At 40.2% G+C, this 16,082-nt stretch carries 15 protein-coding genes; 8 read left to right on the forward strand and 7 right to left on the reverse strand.

The annotated features are described in order from the left end of the window. Positions 1-4: 4 nt before the first annotated feature. From DI077_RS14130 to DI077_RS14140, 3 genes are all read left to right on the forward strand, one after another. Positions 5-484 carry a putative lipoprotein gene (locus DI077_RS14130; protein ID WP_109020500.1) on the forward strand — a complete coding sequence of 160 codons (480 nt, stop codon included), beginning with the start codon at positions 5-7 and terminating at the stop codon, positions 482-484. A 305-nt stretch (positions 485-789) separates the two neighbouring features. Next, positions 790-2,307: a hypothetical protein gene (locus DI077_RS14135; protein ID WP_135354887.1), complete on the forward strand. Its 1,518-nt coding sequence runs from the start codon at positions 790-792 to the stop codon at positions 2,305-2,307. Then, positions 2,304-3,935 (forward strand): dolichyl-phosphate-mannose--protein mannosyltransferase, encoded by a 1,632-nt coding sequence (locus tag DI077_RS14140; protein WP_109020502.1) that lies wholly within the window; start codon positions 2,304-2,306, stop codon positions 3,933-3,935. Before DI077_RS14135 ends, DI077_RS14140 begins: the two co-directional genes overlap by 4 nt. On the opposite strand, the gene DI077_RS14145 is transcribed toward DI077_RS14140, so the two are convergent. Genes DI077_RS14145 through DI077_RS14155 form a run of 3 tightly spaced genes read right to left on the reverse strand, consistent with a single transcriptional unit; the run spans position 3,892 to position 6,743 of the window. Continuing rightward, entirely contained in the window at positions 3,892-5,004 is a 1,113-nt protein-coding gene (locus DI077_RS14145) for a SpoIIE family protein phosphatase (protein ID WP_109020503.1), read from the reverse strand. The two genes, DI077_RS14140 and DI077_RS14145, sit on opposite strands and share 44 nt — an antisense overlap. Positions 5,005-5,016: 12 nt before the next feature. Further along, entirely contained in the window at positions 5,017-5,844 is an 828-nt protein-coding gene (locus DI077_RS14150; RefSeq protein WP_109020504.1) for a hypothetical protein, read from the reverse strand. Further along, a complete protein-coding gene (locus tag DI077_RS14155; RefSeq protein ID WP_109020602.1) occupies positions 5,844-6,743 on the reverse strand; it encodes a histone deacetylase family protein in 900 nt (299 codons plus the stop codon). Before DI077_RS14155 ends, DI077_RS14150 begins: the two co-directional genes overlap by 1 nt. 89 nt (positions 6,744-6,832) lie before the next feature. Here DI077_RS14155 and pyk point away from each other — a divergent pair, with 89 nt between their 5' ends. Beyond that, complete coding sequence (gene pyk / locus DI077_RS14160) at positions 6,833-8,266, forward strand: pyruvate kinase (protein ID WP_109020505.1); 1,434 nt, start codon at positions 6,833-6,835, stop codon at positions 8,264-8,266. A gap of 21 nt (positions 8,267-8,287) precedes the next feature. Then, positions 8,288-8,752 carry a MaoC family dehydratase gene (locus tag DI077_RS14165; RefSeq protein ID WP_109020506.1) on the forward strand — a complete coding sequence of 155 codons (465 nt, stop codon included), beginning with the start codon at positions 8,288-8,290 and terminating at the stop codon, positions 8,750-8,752. Here DI077_RS14165 and DI077_RS14170 read toward each other — a convergent pair. Next, positions 8,745-9,974, reverse strand: coding sequence for a BaiN/RdsA family NAD(P)/FAD-dependent oxidoreductase (locus DI077_RS14170; protein WP_109020603.1), 1,230 nt, complete (start codon positions 9,972-9,974; stop codon positions 8,745-8,747). The genes DI077_RS14165 and DI077_RS14170 overlap by 8 nt on opposite strands. 109 nt (positions 9,975-10,083) lie before the next feature. Here DI077_RS14170 and chrA point away from each other — a divergent pair, with 109 nt between their 5' ends. Beyond that, positions 10,084-11,301 carry a chromate efflux transporter gene (gene chrA, locus DI077_RS14175; protein ID WP_109020507.1) on the forward strand — a complete coding sequence of 406 codons (1,218 nt, stop codon included), beginning with the start codon at positions 10,084-10,086 and terminating at the stop codon, positions 11,299-11,301. A 21-nt stretch (positions 11,302-11,322) separates the two neighbouring features. On the opposite strand, the gene DI077_RS14180 is transcribed toward chrA, so the two are convergent. After that, positions 11,323-11,745 (reverse strand): VOC family protein, encoded by a 423-nt coding sequence (locus DI077_RS14180; RefSeq protein WP_109020508.1) that lies wholly within the window; start codon positions 11,743-11,745, stop codon positions 11,323-11,325. A gap of 306 nt (positions 11,746-12,051) precedes the next feature. On the opposite strand from DI077_RS14180, the gene DI077_RS14185 reads away from it, so the two are divergent. Both DI077_RS14185 and DI077_RS14190 read left to right on the forward strand, forming a co-directional pair. Continuing rightward, on the forward strand, positions 12,052-13,170 hold the full coding sequence (locus DI077_RS14185; RefSeq protein WP_242935212.1) for a methyltransferase domain-containing protein: 1,119 nt from the start codon (positions 12,052-12,054) through the stop codon (positions 13,168-13,170). A 35-nt stretch (positions 13,171-13,205) separates the two neighbouring features. Further along, positions 13,206-13,904 carry an aquaporin gene (locus DI077_RS14190; RefSeq protein WP_217351559.1) on the forward strand — a complete coding sequence of 233 codons (699 nt, stop codon included), beginning with the start codon at positions 13,206-13,208 and terminating at the stop codon, positions 13,902-13,904. 183 nt (positions 13,905-14,087) lie between these two features. On the opposite strand, the gene DI077_RS14195 is transcribed toward DI077_RS14190, so the two are convergent. Together DI077_RS14195 and DI077_RS14200 are read right to left on the reverse strand one after the other, a co-directional pair. Beyond that, a complete protein-coding gene (locus DI077_RS14195; RefSeq protein WP_109020510.1) occupies positions 14,088-15,233 on the reverse strand; it encodes a sterol desaturase family protein in 1,146 nt (381 codons plus the stop codon). Between the two features lie 48 nt (positions 15,234-15,281). After that, the gene (locus DI077_RS14200; RefSeq protein WP_109020511.1) at positions 15,282-16,049 is read right to left on the reverse strand and encodes a hypothetical protein; all 768 of its coding nucleotides are present in this window, start codon (positions 16,047-16,049) and stop codon (positions 15,282-15,284) included. Positions 16,050-16,082: the final 33 nt, after the last annotated feature.

The raw sequence follows: 16,082 nt of genomic DNA on the forward strand, positions 1-16,082 counted from the left end.
TTTTATGGTTCAAAACAAAGCCAGTCTCATAGTTTCCATGTTAGTTGCCTTGGTTCTAACTTCACAATGCTCTTTTTTAGATTCCGCATCCGGCGTCAGTGGCCGAGTGGGATTCTCCATATCGGACTCCACTTCCAGTTTATTCAAAATGCTTAGCACAAGTGTGACTTCCATTTCTGGTTCATCCTCCGGTGGAAAAGAAGAAGCCCTAAGAGAATACAGAGAAGATGTAAAATCAGCTCTCGTTTTATATCACAATCACCCGAACTCTCAGAAAGATCTGGAAAATGATTTGGATGCAATCGCAAAAGAACACGGGTTAGTTCATTGGAAAAATCACCCTGCCACTTATATTGCGATGGGGCAAGGAATCCGCGCTGCAGGTGCTTCCTATTCCGAATTGGAAGAGATCACTTCCAAAGTTTCCCTCAATCACAAACAAATGGCTTCCTTATTGAAAGAAGGTTACCAATCCTTACGCTAAAAAGATTTTGGCGGCGTTCTGCCGCCTTACTTTTATTTTGCGGCTTTCTCCAAGTCCTCGCATCCGAAGAAGCACCTCCCCCTTCTCCCGCCGAAACGATCCAATTTGTCTATGTAAATGCAAATACAGGCCAATCAAGTGGGGGACATTCCGGCCTTCTCATCGGAGACAAACTCTATCATCTTCAATATGATTCCGAAGACAAAGTATTTCATATCGTAAGAGAACCTTGGGAAGTATTCCGATTTCATTACTCCGTTTGGGAAAACAGATCCATCGAACTAGTCCCGCTTGATTTGTCCGACATGACAAAGGAAGACCTGAAGATCAAATGGAACGGTATTTATATCATCCAAAGAAAATGGATTGAGAACAGGGAAGAAAGAAAAAAGGAAGCCTTGTTCGTAAAAAAGATCCGGGAAGCGGAAAATAATACGTTGGAATGGGAAATACCGGGACTAGGATATTGGAAAACAAATACACCAAACGAGAGTTTACCGAATGAACCGGAAAATTCTTTTGATTCGCTCATCACTGAAACAGAAACAAATCCGGAATCGGATGAATCGAAAAAATATCCGGAAACATTATCCCTCTCTCCCCCTTCCAGATATATATCTTCCATTAGCCGGTGGGAAGATAAAAAACAAAAAGAATTTGTTCGAAATTTTCAAAAAGAAAATAGAACACCAAACTTGGATCAGTTTATCAGACTGGATTTTAAAAAAGAATTTCTGTTAACGGATGAGGAAAAAACAAAACTCAAGCTCTACTCAGGGAATTTGAAATCGGAACTAACATATTGTTTGGAATCCGATCTTTGCAAAGGCTGGGAGGAAATACTTACACTCATTCGATTGCAAAGTATAGAGCTCTCCCTTTCCTCCGGATATTTCGTAATTCCTAAAAAAACAAAAAAGAATTTATTCTATAGAGAGATAACCGGTCTGGAAATTCCAAAAGAAGTTTGGGCGAAAAAAAAAGAAGAAGCTCAAGAACTTTTTCAACTGACAAAGAATAGATTCTTTTCCTTTTACGATCCAACTTCCTTTCAAGACTGGGAAACCATAGGCGGCAAAGTGCATTCCATTTACACTGAAAATCTGGAATTTACCGATATGGATACTTATCCTAAGGCCGCAGCAAAAATCAAAATCACTTTGACAAATGCATCTCTAACGAACGACTCCAATCTTCTGCTGACGTACCAAACAAGATCGAATCATTACGAAAAATTGGTATCGGGTATCTATTCTTATCATCTGATTTCTAAAAATTGCACAAATGAATTGTTCCGTTATCTTAATATTTTTTATCCGGATCCGGCGACCAGAAAGGAAAGACTGGGAGGAACCGTTTCCGAAAAAACAAATTCTCTTTCTTTCGTCCCGGCAATCGCATACCACCAGGTGAAATCGAATTACAAAACCAAAGAGCCGAAACAATTTCTCTCCTACCGGCTTGCAAAAAAAAGGGAAGCGAATTTGGGATTTTTTTCCAACATCAAAGAAGATGTGACATTTTTTTCTTCTACATATAAAAAAAATTCTTTCGATCCTTCTTTTGTTTTTTTCACAGATGATACCATAGGACTTCGTCCTATCTACGGACTAACAAATATTACATGGGGGATAGGGAATACCGGCATAGGATTATTTTATCTCCCTTGGGACAAAGGAAAAAGATTGAAACAGGCTGCAGAAGGAGTCTTTTTTAGTTTGCCCGAAATATTCTTCTTTAACATTCGCAAAGGTTTTTTTCCCTATGTAACAAGCGAAGATCTGCCTAAATCCTATCTCCAAGAGAACCTCCAAACAAAATGATTTTTCTTCTAATTTTACCTTACCTGATTTATATTCTTTCCTCTTTGTTAAAAACACCACCTTGGTTCATTCTCTTGAGTTCCAACCTGCTGATTCCGGTCTCTTTGGTATTTGCAACTTTCACGATATTCTTTTATATCAAACAAGACAAATTACTGAATCCGATTCATAGATTCGAATCTAAGATTCTATATCCGATCTTACCGGTTTGTTTTGCTCTTTATTTTCTACTGATGCTCGTTTTCCCTCTGGCGGATTTGAGTTGGGGAGACGGAATTTTGCTTCTGGAAACCAATGCATTGGAAACGGATCTTTTCGGATATCAGCTGGCGATGGATGAGATCGGAGAAACCACGATCCATAGCTTCGTATCCAGACTGCTTACTTTCCTCGGAATGGAATCCGATCCTAGAAATTCCTATCGTTTGTTATCCAGTCTTTCCGGGCTGATCATCTTAAGTTTACTCGGATGGTATTTGCCAAATCAAACATCCCGAACCCGTAAAGTATCAGGCGGTTTTTTATTTTTAGGAGCCGGAGGATTTTTATTATTCTTCGGTTACGCCGAGAATTATACGCTTGTTAGTTTGATTATTTTTCTAACTATATTCATTCTTCGAAAACAAATCAGGAAAGAAAATTCCTATAGAAGGATACTTTTCACCGCTACGATTTTGGTTTCCATCGGAATCTACTTTCATCTGGTAGCGGGTTACCTGGCGGTGTTGTTATTCTATCTTTGGTATGAATTTTCTCCGAAAGAAAATAAATGGAAGGATCTGCTATTATGTACCATACTCGGCTCCGTTTTACTTGGAATCGGATTCGGATATTTTCTATTCGTAAGTGACCCGACTATCGACAGACAAAGTAGTCATGTACTTCACCCTCCTTTCTATCCTTTGAAAAGATTGGTTTCCGCAAACCATTTCAAAGAAATACTATCCGTTATTTGGTGGAATGCATCCGTTCCTTTTTCCATTTTGATTTTTTCCCTGATTTTTTATCGGAACCGGTTTAAGGAAATTTTCAGGAGAAAAGAAAACAAACTGGTATTGATCGCTGCTTTTGCATTTCTACTTCACGGTTTTTTCCACAACCCGCAATTGGGATTTCCCGCGGATTGGGATCTGATGGGATTTTATTGGATTCCTCTTACATGGATTGCATGGGTTCTTTGGAAGGAGATTGATTCCATTTCTGTATACTTTCTGCCTCTTCTTGCCTTCTCCTTATTTTTACAAATAGGAAATGCAATCATTCTCTCTAAAACTTCTCCGGAAAAAGAGATCGTTCTAAAACAAACGAATCAATTAGTATTAGAATATTCTAAACAAAATAAAGAACTGATTCGTAATCTTCCCAAAACGGAAAAGAAGTTTTATGCTAAAACAGATTTTTTCCTATTCAAAGCGGAACGAATTACAAATAGTCTTTGCGAATTCCCGGAAAAGAACAATCAGTTGAAAGATTTGGTTGATTTAAGAAAAGAATGGCGAGCCGCTTATGCGGCAAAAAAACCCAAGGATAAGGTCTGGTACAAAGACTTTATCACAAGGGCGACGATTACAAATACAAAGTATGTTAAATCTCTAGAAGCAAATAAGATATGTCATCCTGAGCTTTAGCCGAGGAGATAAGATAATCTATATAGTTTCGGATTTCCTTTTGCATGGACTCAATTCTTTGCAACCCACCGGGAAGATGAGTCAAAGTTTGGACAAGAGGATGAGATGTGGAACCTAACAATCCATCCGAATACAATAACAAAATGTCACCTTCTTCGACTGTGACTGTCTTCTCTGTAAATTGAATGGAATCCAAGATGCCTAAAAGTTGTCCGGAATTTTCCTGAAGAATTTCCATTTCCAAAGAATTCTTTTTGAAAACCAACGGGAAAGGATGTCCGCCTCTTGCATATGTGATCGTTTTTTTGGAATGATCCACAAGAATACTAACAGCTGTCATACTGTGAGTTCCGATTTCCCTGCATAACTCCTGATTCAATCGATCCAAAAGGATGCCGGGTTTCAATGAAGTAGTTCTTGCGATCTCACGATGAATCGTAGTCATCAAAATGGCAATCAGTCCGGATGTGACTCCGTGACCTTCGATGTCTCCCATAAGGATTAAAGTTCTGTCTTCGTCCAAAGAAACGACTTGGTAAAAATCTCCTGAAACATAACGAACGGGAAAAACTTCGGCAAAAATTCTGTGTTTGAGTTTCGGTAAACTCATAGTTCGCACTTGAATGCGTGCTGCAAGTCTCAAGTCTCTTGTAATCGCTTCGTCTTGGGACTCTTTGTCTTTTAAGAGATTATAATATTCAAAAGATCGGGAAATGGCTGCTTCAACGGCTTTCAAATGAAAAGGTTTTAAAATAAAATCGGCGGCTCTATGATACAATGAGGATACAACGGTTTGAATGTCTCTTTCCCCGGTCATCATCAATACTTGAGTTTTAGAATCAATCGCCTTGATTTTAGGCAACACATCCAAACCTGAAATCAATGGCATATTCACGTCTAAAAAAACAATCGGGTTCAATTCTCTTTCGAAGTATTCCAAACCTTGGGATGGATTGGTAAAATAGCGCACATAATAACCCAATCCATTGATAAGAAGCTCTAGAGTTTCACAAATCTCAGAGTCATCATCTATGATTAGAATTTCAGGTTTAAAGGTATAATCTGCCATTTTCCATTTATGCTATATCGATTCGTTCGCGGATTTGAGAACGAACCTAAGCTTTTGTTTTATTTCTTCAACTTTTTTAAAGTAGCTGTCTTGGAAAACCTTCTTTTCTAAATAAATATCGGTACAAGAGATCATTTCTCCATATTTCCATTCATAAGGTTCTCCAGATACAAAACAAACTTTGTTTTGGTGAATTTGAGAAGAAAGAAGCCTAAGGTTGATTCCCTTGAAAGAATGGATCAATGCGCGAAAAGTGCCTTCTTTTTCCGGATCAATGAATCGGAATTTCCTGGAAAAGAGCACCGCATCGTGAAAATACTCGGGAACATTAAAAGCACCCGAAGTTCCCAGTTTCTTAGAGAGAAGTCGTATAAAATCTGTTATCTCATTTAGAACATTGAGTCCCGGATATTCCTGTCCGAAATAAAGTTCCTTCTTTATCTTATCATCCGTAAAATTCAGATTCTGAGTCAAAAGCCAATCGATATAAATCATGGGAAATTGTTCGTCGTCCCCCTTCATATGAAACTGGGAAACCTTGAGTCGCATATGAACCAGGATTTTGTCTTTGCCTGTTTTGATATAGACTCTGTTGTCGTAATCATTTAGAATTTCAAGAGAGAGTACGCAATTGGGAAACCCTCTGGACTGAACAGCCTTGAGCAAACCGGATTCCAATAAAAGTTCCTGTACTTCTTCTTTCCGGAACCTATTGAACAATCTCGGTTCCATATTCAAAGAAGTATTCAATTCACGCGATACATCGACTAACGAAAGTTCATCTAAATTCAACCAGTTGGGATTATCTTTATTTTTGTCCGTCGAAGAAAACACTCCCATTATTTTTCTCCGAATGCCGAAATCGTATTGAAATGAATTTCGACTGTGTCCCTAAAATCTCTCGCATAACCGCCGGCCAAAGTGATCACGCACGGAGCTCCTGTCTCCAAAGAGAATTGTCGTATTTGTCTGTCTCTTTCCTTCATACCTTTCATTGTAAGTTTCAATTCTCCTAGAGAATCGTCTTCATAGGGATCGGCGCCTGCAAGATAATATATGATAGTAGGTTCAAATTCTTTTTTAATTTTTATCAATGCATCTCTAAGTATTGTTAGATATTGATCATCTTTTGTTCCCGGTTCCAAATGAATATCAAAATCCGAGTTTTCCTTTTTAGGGTAAATATTGCCTTGGTGCATCGAAAACGTGTAAACATTGTCATCGTATTGAAAAATATACGAGTTACCATTGCCTTGGTGTAAATCCAAGTCGATGATAAGAGCCTTCTCATTCGGTCTTGTCTCTTTTGACTTTCTAATCGCAATCGCAATATCATTCAAATAACAAAATCCTTCCGCTTTGTCGGGAAAACTATGATGATAACCTCCGCCCATATTGAAAGCAAACATGTGTTTCTTGGTAAGTTCCATTGCATAAATCGTTCCACCCACTCCATAACAGAAACTTTCCACAATACTGCGATTGAGTGGTAATTCCGAATACATTGTGCGTGGAGTATGATCATAACTGAACAAATCATCCAAATATTCTTTGGTATGAACCAGTTCCAAATCATGTTCTTCCGCTATCTTGGGGAGTAGAATATCCCACTGCGCATACACCGGGTCTTTTTTAACCCGGTTGTAGAGGTGAGAGTATTTATGTGCCGGAAAAATATGTCCGGGTAATTCGAGGTTGTACTGAGAGTGATAAATTAAAGCCAATCCGTTGGAACTCATCACCATCATTCTGACCTGAAAAAAACACATAGTCAAATCAAACCGTGCAATTTGCTTGCAGGTTTAGCAAAAAATAGTAAAATTCACGCATGCCCATAGAGAGAAAGCTCCCCTTAAAACGCACGAAAATCATCTGTACCATCGGACCTGCTTCCGCAAATAAAGAAACAATCCTCGATCTCATCTATTCCGGAATGGATATGGCCCGGATGAACTTCTCTCACGCTACCCACGAATATCACAAAGAAATTTACGAACTCCTCAGGGAATGCGAACAGGAAGCAGGCACCTCGATCGGAATCCTTGCCGACCTGCAAGGCCCAAAAATCAGAACGGGCAAACTCACAGGGCCCGTTGAATTGAAAGCAGGAGATATCATCTCGATCAATAATCATGGGGATTTTTTAGGAAACAAAGACGAGATCGGCTGTACTTACCAATATATTTTGAACGATATTGAAGTGGGCCATAAAGTGCTTGTGGACGACGGCAAACTCTCGTTTGTCGTTAAGTCAAAAACGAAGGAAAAGGCGGTTTTGGAAACGGTAATCGGCGGAATTCTCAAAGATAATAAAGGAATCAACCTTCCTGGAACGCCTATTTCCGCTCCGGCACTTTCCGAAAAGGATATAGAAGATCTACAATTCGCTTTGAGCTTAGGTGTGGACTATATAGCACTTTCTTTTGTTAGACGGGCTTCCGATTTGGAATTTGCACGTCAATTTATGAAAGATAGTTTTGCGGGATTGATTGCAAAACTGGAAAGACCCGAAGCCATCCAAAACATAGAAGAAATCATAGATATTTGCGACGGAGTGATGATCGCCCGGGGAGATTTGGGAGTGGAATTGGACAGCCAATATGTTCCCATCATCCAAAAAGAAACGATCACAAAGATGAACCAAAAAGGAAAACCTGTCATCACCGCCACACAAATGTTAGAGACTATGATCGACAATCCCAGACCAACCCGCGCGGAAGCGAGCGATGTCGCCAATGCGGTGATGGACGGAACCGACGCAGTGATGTTATCCGGTGAGACTGCTTCGGGAAAATATCCCGTCGAAGCTGTGGCTACTATGACAAGAATCATACAGGCTGCGGAAGATTCCCATATCCATTTGATTCATTTGCGCCAGATGGACCGTTCATTGATCGAAGTGGAAAGAACAGCACTGGGAAATGCCGCCGAATCCATTGCACGTTCCATCAACGCAAAAGCAATCATCAACTTCACACGCTCCGGTTATTCCTCCCTACTCTCCTCCGAGTTTCGCCCGATCAAACCGATTTACTCCTTCACTCCGTTTCTCGGAACTTCCCGCAAAATGAAACTCTATTGGGGAGTGGAACCTTATGTGATGCCTATGATGGATAAATTTCCCGACATGATTGCTTTTATGAGTAAAACATTGAAGCAGGAAGGCAAACTAGAATCAGGTGATACTGTTGTAATTCTATCGGGAGCACCGGGAAGCGTAGCGCAAACAGTAGACTTCATTCAGATACATAAAATCAAATAGTAAAAACACAAGGATATAGATATGGCAAAATTAGTTCTCTCCAGTTATTCCGAATTGGAATCGTATGTAGGAAAGGAGTTGGGAGTCTCCGAGGTTCATGAAATCACTCAGGAACAAATCAATCTTTTCGCAAACGCTACCTTAGACCACCAGTGGATTCATACCGATCCGGATCGTGCTGCAAAAGAATCTCCATTCGGCACAACGATTGCTCACGGATACCTCACTTTGTCCATGGCTCCCTTTTTATTGTCTCAAATCCTTGAACTGAAAAACATCAAAATGGGAATCAATTACGGAATTGAAAAACTAAGATTTTTAGATCCAGTGAAAGTAGGTTCCAAATTGAAACTGCGCGCGGAGCTAGTGGAACTAAAAGATCTGAGAGGCACTGCGCGTATGACATTGAAGTTGAGTTTCGAAGTGGAAGGTGCGAGCAAAGCCGCGATGGTAGGAGAAGTAGTCTACCTTTATCAGTTCAACTGACGGAAATGGATCTTGCGGCAATCGTTGCGGTCGTCCAAGCATTCTGAAAGTTAAACCCTCCCGTAATCCCGTCCACATCGATCGCTTCTCCCGCAAAGTAAAGTCCTTTTACCACCTTACTTTGCATAGTTGAAAAATCGATGTCCTTACGGGAGATTCCTCCCGCAGTTACGAATTCTTCCTTGAAAACCCCTTTGGCTTTCATTTGAAATTTGGAACGAGTGATGATTTCAGATAAGGAACGGATTTCCTGTTTTGAAATATCGGACCAACGTTTGTCAGCGGAAATTTTTGTTTGAAGTAAAAACCATTCCCAAAGCCTACCCGGAATTGAATCCAATCTTTTGTTTATAATTTTCACAGCCTTATGAACGGATTTATAATTTAGAAAGAGTTCTTCCATCTCCATGAAGCTCATAGACCCGATCCAATTCACTTCCAAGTTCGCTTTGTAATCCGTATCGGCAAACGTTCTCGCCTCCCAGGCGGACAACCGAAGTGCTGCGGGTCCGCTGAGTCCCCAGTGGGTGATGAGAAGAGGTCCCGATTGCGGCTTTCCTTTTGGCAAAATACGAATGTTTGCTTCGGGAACGGAAAGCCCCGTGAGATCCATAATGTTAGTATTTTCCAATGCCAATGTGAAAAGAGAAGGCACAGGAGGAATGATCCGATGACCCAATGCTTCCATCCAACCCCAAACCTTTCTGTTGGAACCTGTGGCGATCAGAATGGAATCATAATACACTTCCTTTTCATTTTCCAAAAGCAATCTGAATCTGCCTTTGTTAGGATCAGTTTCCAGGAAAACGGAACTAACACCTAACTCCAGATTCAAATGTATATTTTTCTTTTTAATCTCTTCCAAAAAACAATCTATGATCGTCGAGGAATCATCCGTAACGGGAAACATTCTTCCGTCGGATTCGATTTTCAAATCCACTCCTCTTTTTCGGAACCAATTGATCGTATCCTCAGGCCCGAAACTTTCGAAGGCCCAGCGAAGCTCCTTCTCTCCTCTAGGATAACGTTTGGACAATGCCTCGGGTAGGAAAAGATGATGAGTTACATTGCACCTTCCTCCTCCGGAAATCCTGACTTTGGAGAGAGGTTCTTTTGATTTTTCATAAATAGTGACTTGGATATTTTCTTTTCCCAATTCTTTCGATTGGATTGCTGCAAAACAACCTGCCGCACCACCACCTAATACTGCCAAACGGACCATCAATTACATATTGAAAAAAATCAGTATAAAGAATATTCTTTAATGGAATTTTCCAAAGGAAAAAGAGAAAAAATCTGGTTTTCCATCTTTAAAGTAGAAGGATGGATGCATGAACGAAGTGAAAACGATAAAAGAAAATTTTCATTCCTATCCGGAGATTCTCTTCACATTTCTCAGGTTGGGTTCTACTTCCTTCGGAGGGCCCATCGCACACATAGGATATTTTCATCACGAATTCGTTTTGAAAAAGAAATGGATCAGTGATAAAAATTTTTCGGATCTAGTGGCGCTTTGTCAATTTTTACCGGGGCCTGCCAGTAGTCAAATCGGGATGGCGCTAGGATACAATCGGGCGGGAGTGATCGGAGCAATCCTTGCTTGGATCGGATTCACTTTGCCTTCCGCATTTTTGCTTGTAGGATTTTACTATGGAATTACATCTTTTGCCTCTTCTTCATTCCAACCTATTCTACATGGATTGAAACTATCCGCAGTTGTAATTGTTGCGCATGCAATCCGGTCAATGGGGACAAAATTCTCCTATGACAAACCGAGAGCAAGTATAACCGTATTAACATGTATTAGCTGTTTACTGATTCCTTTTTCCTTTATTCAAATCATTTTGATCTTCGCGTCAGGCATGATCGGATCTTTTTTATTTGGGAAGGAAAACCCTGCAACAGTTTCAAAAGAAATTCGACAATCAGGAAATTCAATCCGATCTTTGTTTCTCATCTTATTCTTTGTATTGTTAATTCTATTGCCATTGGTATCATTTTACTTCCCTCACCCGGAAATCCGGTTATTCGATAGTTTTTATCGGGTTGGTTCACTGGTATTCGGGGGAGGCCATGTTGTTTTGCCGTTATTGCAAAATGAAATGGTATCGAATCATTGGACTACAAACGAAGTATTTATGAACGGATATGGAGCCGCGCAAGCGATACCCGGTCCTTTGTTTGCATTTGCGGCCTATTTGGGTGCGGCCTCAGATATACTAAGTCCTATTTGGTGGAAATCGGGAATTGCTTTGATAGCGATTTTTCTTCCTTCGTTCTTATTAATCCTGGGGGTTCTTCCTTTCTGGGAATCGGTTCGCTCCAATCGAAACATGCAGAACGCTATGTCCGGAATCAATTCCTCAGTCGTGGGGATTTTGCTTGCCGCATTCTATCATCCGATTTGGACAAGTTCCGTACAAAATGTACAGGACTTTTCCATCGTGCTCATCGGCTTTTTACTCATTCTATTCTGGGAAATCCCTTCCTGGGCGATTGTTTTACTATCGGTAGTTACTTCCTATGGATTTTATCTCGCTCACTATTGAGCGAAGTATAGCGATGCAGATTTACCATTCGCCGGTGTTTGCCATAGACAACCATGGCTCTTTCGGAGGAAGAGGTTTCCCTTTCTGCAATAACTCAATCGAAATCAAATCAGGAGAACGGATAAAAGCCATCCTTCCGTCCCGGGGAGGACGGTTGATCAGAACTCCCAGAGATTGAATCCTTTCGCAAGTAGCGTAAATATCATCCACTTCATAAGCAAGATGACCGAAATTTCTTCCTCCGGTATAAGGCTCTTCCTGACCCCAATTGAAAGTTAGTTCCACTTCCGGCGCATCCGGTTCTCCCGTCGAAAGAAACACCAATGTGTATTTTCCTTCAGGGTGTTCCGACTTGCGGGTCTCTTTCAAACCCAACACTTGAATAAAAAAATGCAATGCTTTGTCCAAGTCTCTCACCCGGATCATGGAATGTAAATATTTCATTATTGGTACCTGTTATAGCTTATCTCCGGAAATCGCTCTGTCAATAAAAGATTTTCCGAAAGCTATCTATAGAATCGTAAACGGAAATGAATCATTTTATGACGACGAAACCCGGTTCGTCCAAAAAATAATTCATAAGCTGAAATCAAATAAATAATTTATTATAATATTCTAAACTATTTATCATACATAAAATAATTCTCAACAGAAAAAGAAAACACTTTAGGAGTCCTAAAAAAGAACAATAAATTGGAATTATCGACAACCGAACCGTCATAACAAAGCGAATCTGCTTGTAGAGAAGACATGAAAAGAAAATCTGATGTAATAGAGATCATTATTATGGATTCGGGAGAAAATATGCCTACAGCAGATGAATTGGAAACTTTACATGCAGTTCAAAATTATTACGGTAAGGTCTTACAAACGAATAAAGATTTGAAAACTTCGGCTTGTTGCAGTATCGAAACATTACCATCTTCTTACCAACCGATTCTTAGCAAAATCCATCCCGAAGTAAAAGAAAAATTTTACGGCTGTGGCTCTCCTTTCCCGCCTTCGCTTGCCGGCAGAACCGTTCTTGATTTAGGATGCGGATCCGGAAGAGATGTTTATCTTCTCTCCAAGCTCGTGGGAGAAAACGGATCTGTCGTAGGAGTCGATATGACCGAAGAGCAACTGAATGTTGCAAACTCATACCTGGATTATCATAAAAACCAATTCGGATATCAAAAATCGAATGTATCCTTTAAAAAAGGATACATTGAGGATCTAAAATCCGCAGGAATCGAAGACAATTCAATCGACTTGGTAGTGTCCAATTGCGTCACGAATTTATCACCTAACAAAAAATTGGTTTTCTCTGAAATTTTCAGAGTTCTGAAACCAGGCGGAGAATTATACTTCAGCGACGTTTTCGCAGATCGCAGAATCCCGGAAGAATTGAGCAAAGACCCTGTTTTATTGGGGGAATGTTTGGGGGGAGCCTTGTATACGGAAGATTTCCGAAGACTTCTATTTCATTTAGGGATCAATGATTTTCGAGTCGTATCCCAATCAAAATTGAACTTACAAAACCCCGAAATAGAAAAAAAGATAGGAAATGTAAATTTTCATTCAATCACATTCAGAGCTTTTAAGATACCTCTGGAAGATCGCTGCGAAGATTTCGGACAAGTTGCTTTTTACAAAGGAACAATAGAAGAGCATCCCCATAGTTTTCTACTCGACGATCATCACATTCTTTATACGGATAAACCTATGTTAGTTTGCGGAAATACCGCGGACATGTTATCTAAAACCCAATACAAGGAACATTTCAGGATCGTAGGGGACAAATCAAAACATATGGGTCTTTTCGATTGCGGCCCGAGCCCAGTAGCCTCCGCTTCTTCCGGAGAGGCACCTTCGGGAGCTTGCTGTTGATTATGACTGAAAAACAAAGAACACGGGGATCAAATTTGAACAAGAATATCACTCCAATCTATAATGATTTACAAAAATTGGGATCTGAATTTTTCGGAACCTTTATGCTTTTGCTCATTATCATCGGTTCAGGAATTATGGGAAACAATCTTGCTTCGGGTAACATCGCCATTGCACTCCTGTCAAATGCGATCGCGACAGGAACAGGCTTATATTTTTTGATTTCTATTTTCGGATCTATTTCAGGTGCACATTTCAATCCGATCGTTACTGTCTTCTTTCAAACCCAAAAAGACATTCCGAATCGTTTGGCTTACGGCTATATCGGAGTACAAATATTAGGTGGTCTATTGGGAGTCTGGTTCTCTCATTTCATTTTCGAGCTTCCTGTTTTCCAATTCTCTACCCACGTAAGAACCGGCTTCCCGCAATGGGCATCCGAAATTTTAGCAACCACCGGACTTTTGCTTACAATTGTTTTAGGAACAAGACATGCGGGAAACCAAGTTCCGGTACTAGTAGGATCTTATATAACAGCCGCTTATTGGTTTACTTCCTCCACTTCTTTTGCTAACCCGGCGGTAACAATTGCCAGATCGTTTTCCGATACATTTGCAGGCATTCGTCCGGAAGACGTAATCCATTTTATCCTAGCACAATCGATCGGCCTTGGACTCGGCATTTTCCTCCTTCGTTTTTTTGAACCGAAAGTAAAAGAAACAAACCGACCTTAGCAGGTCAAAAAGACGAACTTTTAAAAAGAAATTTTAAAGAAATGCGAAATGGGTTCGCGCTCAAAAGGGTTTTGTGATAAAGGGAAGGTAAGGAAAGCCCACGAGCCCGCCTCCTCCACCCAATTCAGGGCGGGGGCTTAAAGATCCCCGCGGACATTATGTCACGTCATTGGATTCGAAATTTCAAATAAAAAGATATCCGGCGATCAGAATCCAGAAAATCCATTTGGCCGTTTCATACCGTTTTACATCTGTTTGACTATTCAATGCTTTGCCCAAAGAATAAAACGAAAAAACAATCACATAAGTGAAAACAAAAATTTCAAAATGCGACCACTTACCGTATGTTTTGATGAAAATCAGGGAAGACAACGCAGTGATAATAAACTGGGAAATTATATAAAACCGAAATCCGTTTGTTTCCTTTCCCTTCGGGTAAAACTTTATAAAACTATAAGGACTCACCGGCTTCGGTTTCGGGTAAGCGGGCAAATCGGAAGGTCGAAATCCGGGAGGTTTGAAAAATCCAAGGAAGCCTTCCCATTTATTCTTTGTCAGGCGAAAATCCCGGAACAAATCCGAAAACACATGTACTTCCGCCCAAATCGGTTGAAATGTTCCCAAAGGTTTGACTACACCGTACACCGGCTCTTCTTTTTCCTCTTCAAACGTTCCGAACAATCTGTCCCAAAAAATGAACACTCCTCCGTAATTTTTATCAATATAACGCGGATTTACCGCATGATGCACCCTATGATGAGAAGGTGTTACGAATATCAGCTCATACCAAAACGGAAGCCTATCAATGATCCGAGTGTGCACCCAAAATTGATAAGTGCGATTCAAAGCATCGGTGATCAGATAAGCTTCCGCAGAAAATCCGAAAACCGCCAAAGGAAGATAGAAAATTCCTATAAAAAGATTCCGAACAAAGGATTGCCGAAGTGCCACGGACAAATTGAACTCTTCGCTCGAATGATGAACGACGTGTGATGCCCAGAACAAGTTGATTTCATGGGCAAACCTATGCGCCCAATAGAATAAAAAATCCACCAAAACAAAAAGAATCACCCAACTGATAGGTGACTTTGAACTTACCAAAGACAAAGGAAGAAAATTTCCAAAAGAAAATGAATTTTGTAAAACTTGATAAACAAAAACAATTCCTAAAAGAATGACCCCGTCCGCAATCCGGCTAAGAGTCCCCAAACTCAAATCCGTTATCGAATCCCTAAAGCTGTAAAAAGTAAGTTTGTATTTATAAGTATATAAAATCTCTGCTAAGATCAGAACAAAGTAGAAAGGTGCTATGGATTCTATCAGGCGCACCGTCGCATTCTAATTTTCTAAAAAAAAGAGTCAAGAACTTAGATTCATTTATTTCGATAGCGGTAGTCGTATTATTTTTTTGTTTTCTTTCGGCAGAAACTCCTTATAGACGGCAAAGACGGGAACATCCGAGCGATTTCCGTATTTATATTGAATCTCGGATAACAAAGCAGGATTTGCGGAAGGGTAAAAGGTAGCGACTTCCTTCTTTCCTTTCGGATCATAAATAGGAATCACCGATTTAGTAACTGCCCGATAGGGCAAGTAGGAAGATACTAAAATCAATTTTCCTTTTTCATCATACGAATAATCGGTATACTCTAAAACTACTTCCTGTCCGGTAAGAGTGAATCCCTTCCATATATCATCTGTTAATTCATACGATCCTTTTCCAAGGCCGGCAATGAACCCTCCCGTTGTTCCTAGTACGAAGACACCACCCATGATGATTACTACAAACCCGGCGTCGGCTGCATAATAAGGTTGTTGTTCCCAAGGACGATTTCTTATATTCCGAACCATCGAACTTAAATCCGGGACAAGAAGCGATCTCTTTGCCGCATAAGCCGCGTAAGATATAGGATAATAGAAATATTCTTTGGGTTTCAATTTGAATTCCTTGTTGTCCAGTTGTATTGTTACGGAACGCAAAACCCTATTCGAATCTTTCTCCTTAAATAATACGTAAAATCTTTTTCCTTCTCCTTCCGGTCTCTCAATGGGATTTCCAAACTGAGGTTCAAACCATTTTCCAAACACGAGCGAATCTACAAACTCGGGAGGTTTTGTTTCCGATTTCAAATTTTTAAGAGGCAAATGGGATTTCTGCGAAGAACAGGAAAATACAAA

This window comes from Leptospira kobayashii (genome assembly GCF_003114835.2).
Taxonomy (GTDB): domain Bacteria; phylum Spirochaetota; class Leptospiria; order Leptospirales; family Leptospiraceae; genus Leptospira_A; species Leptospira_A kobayashii.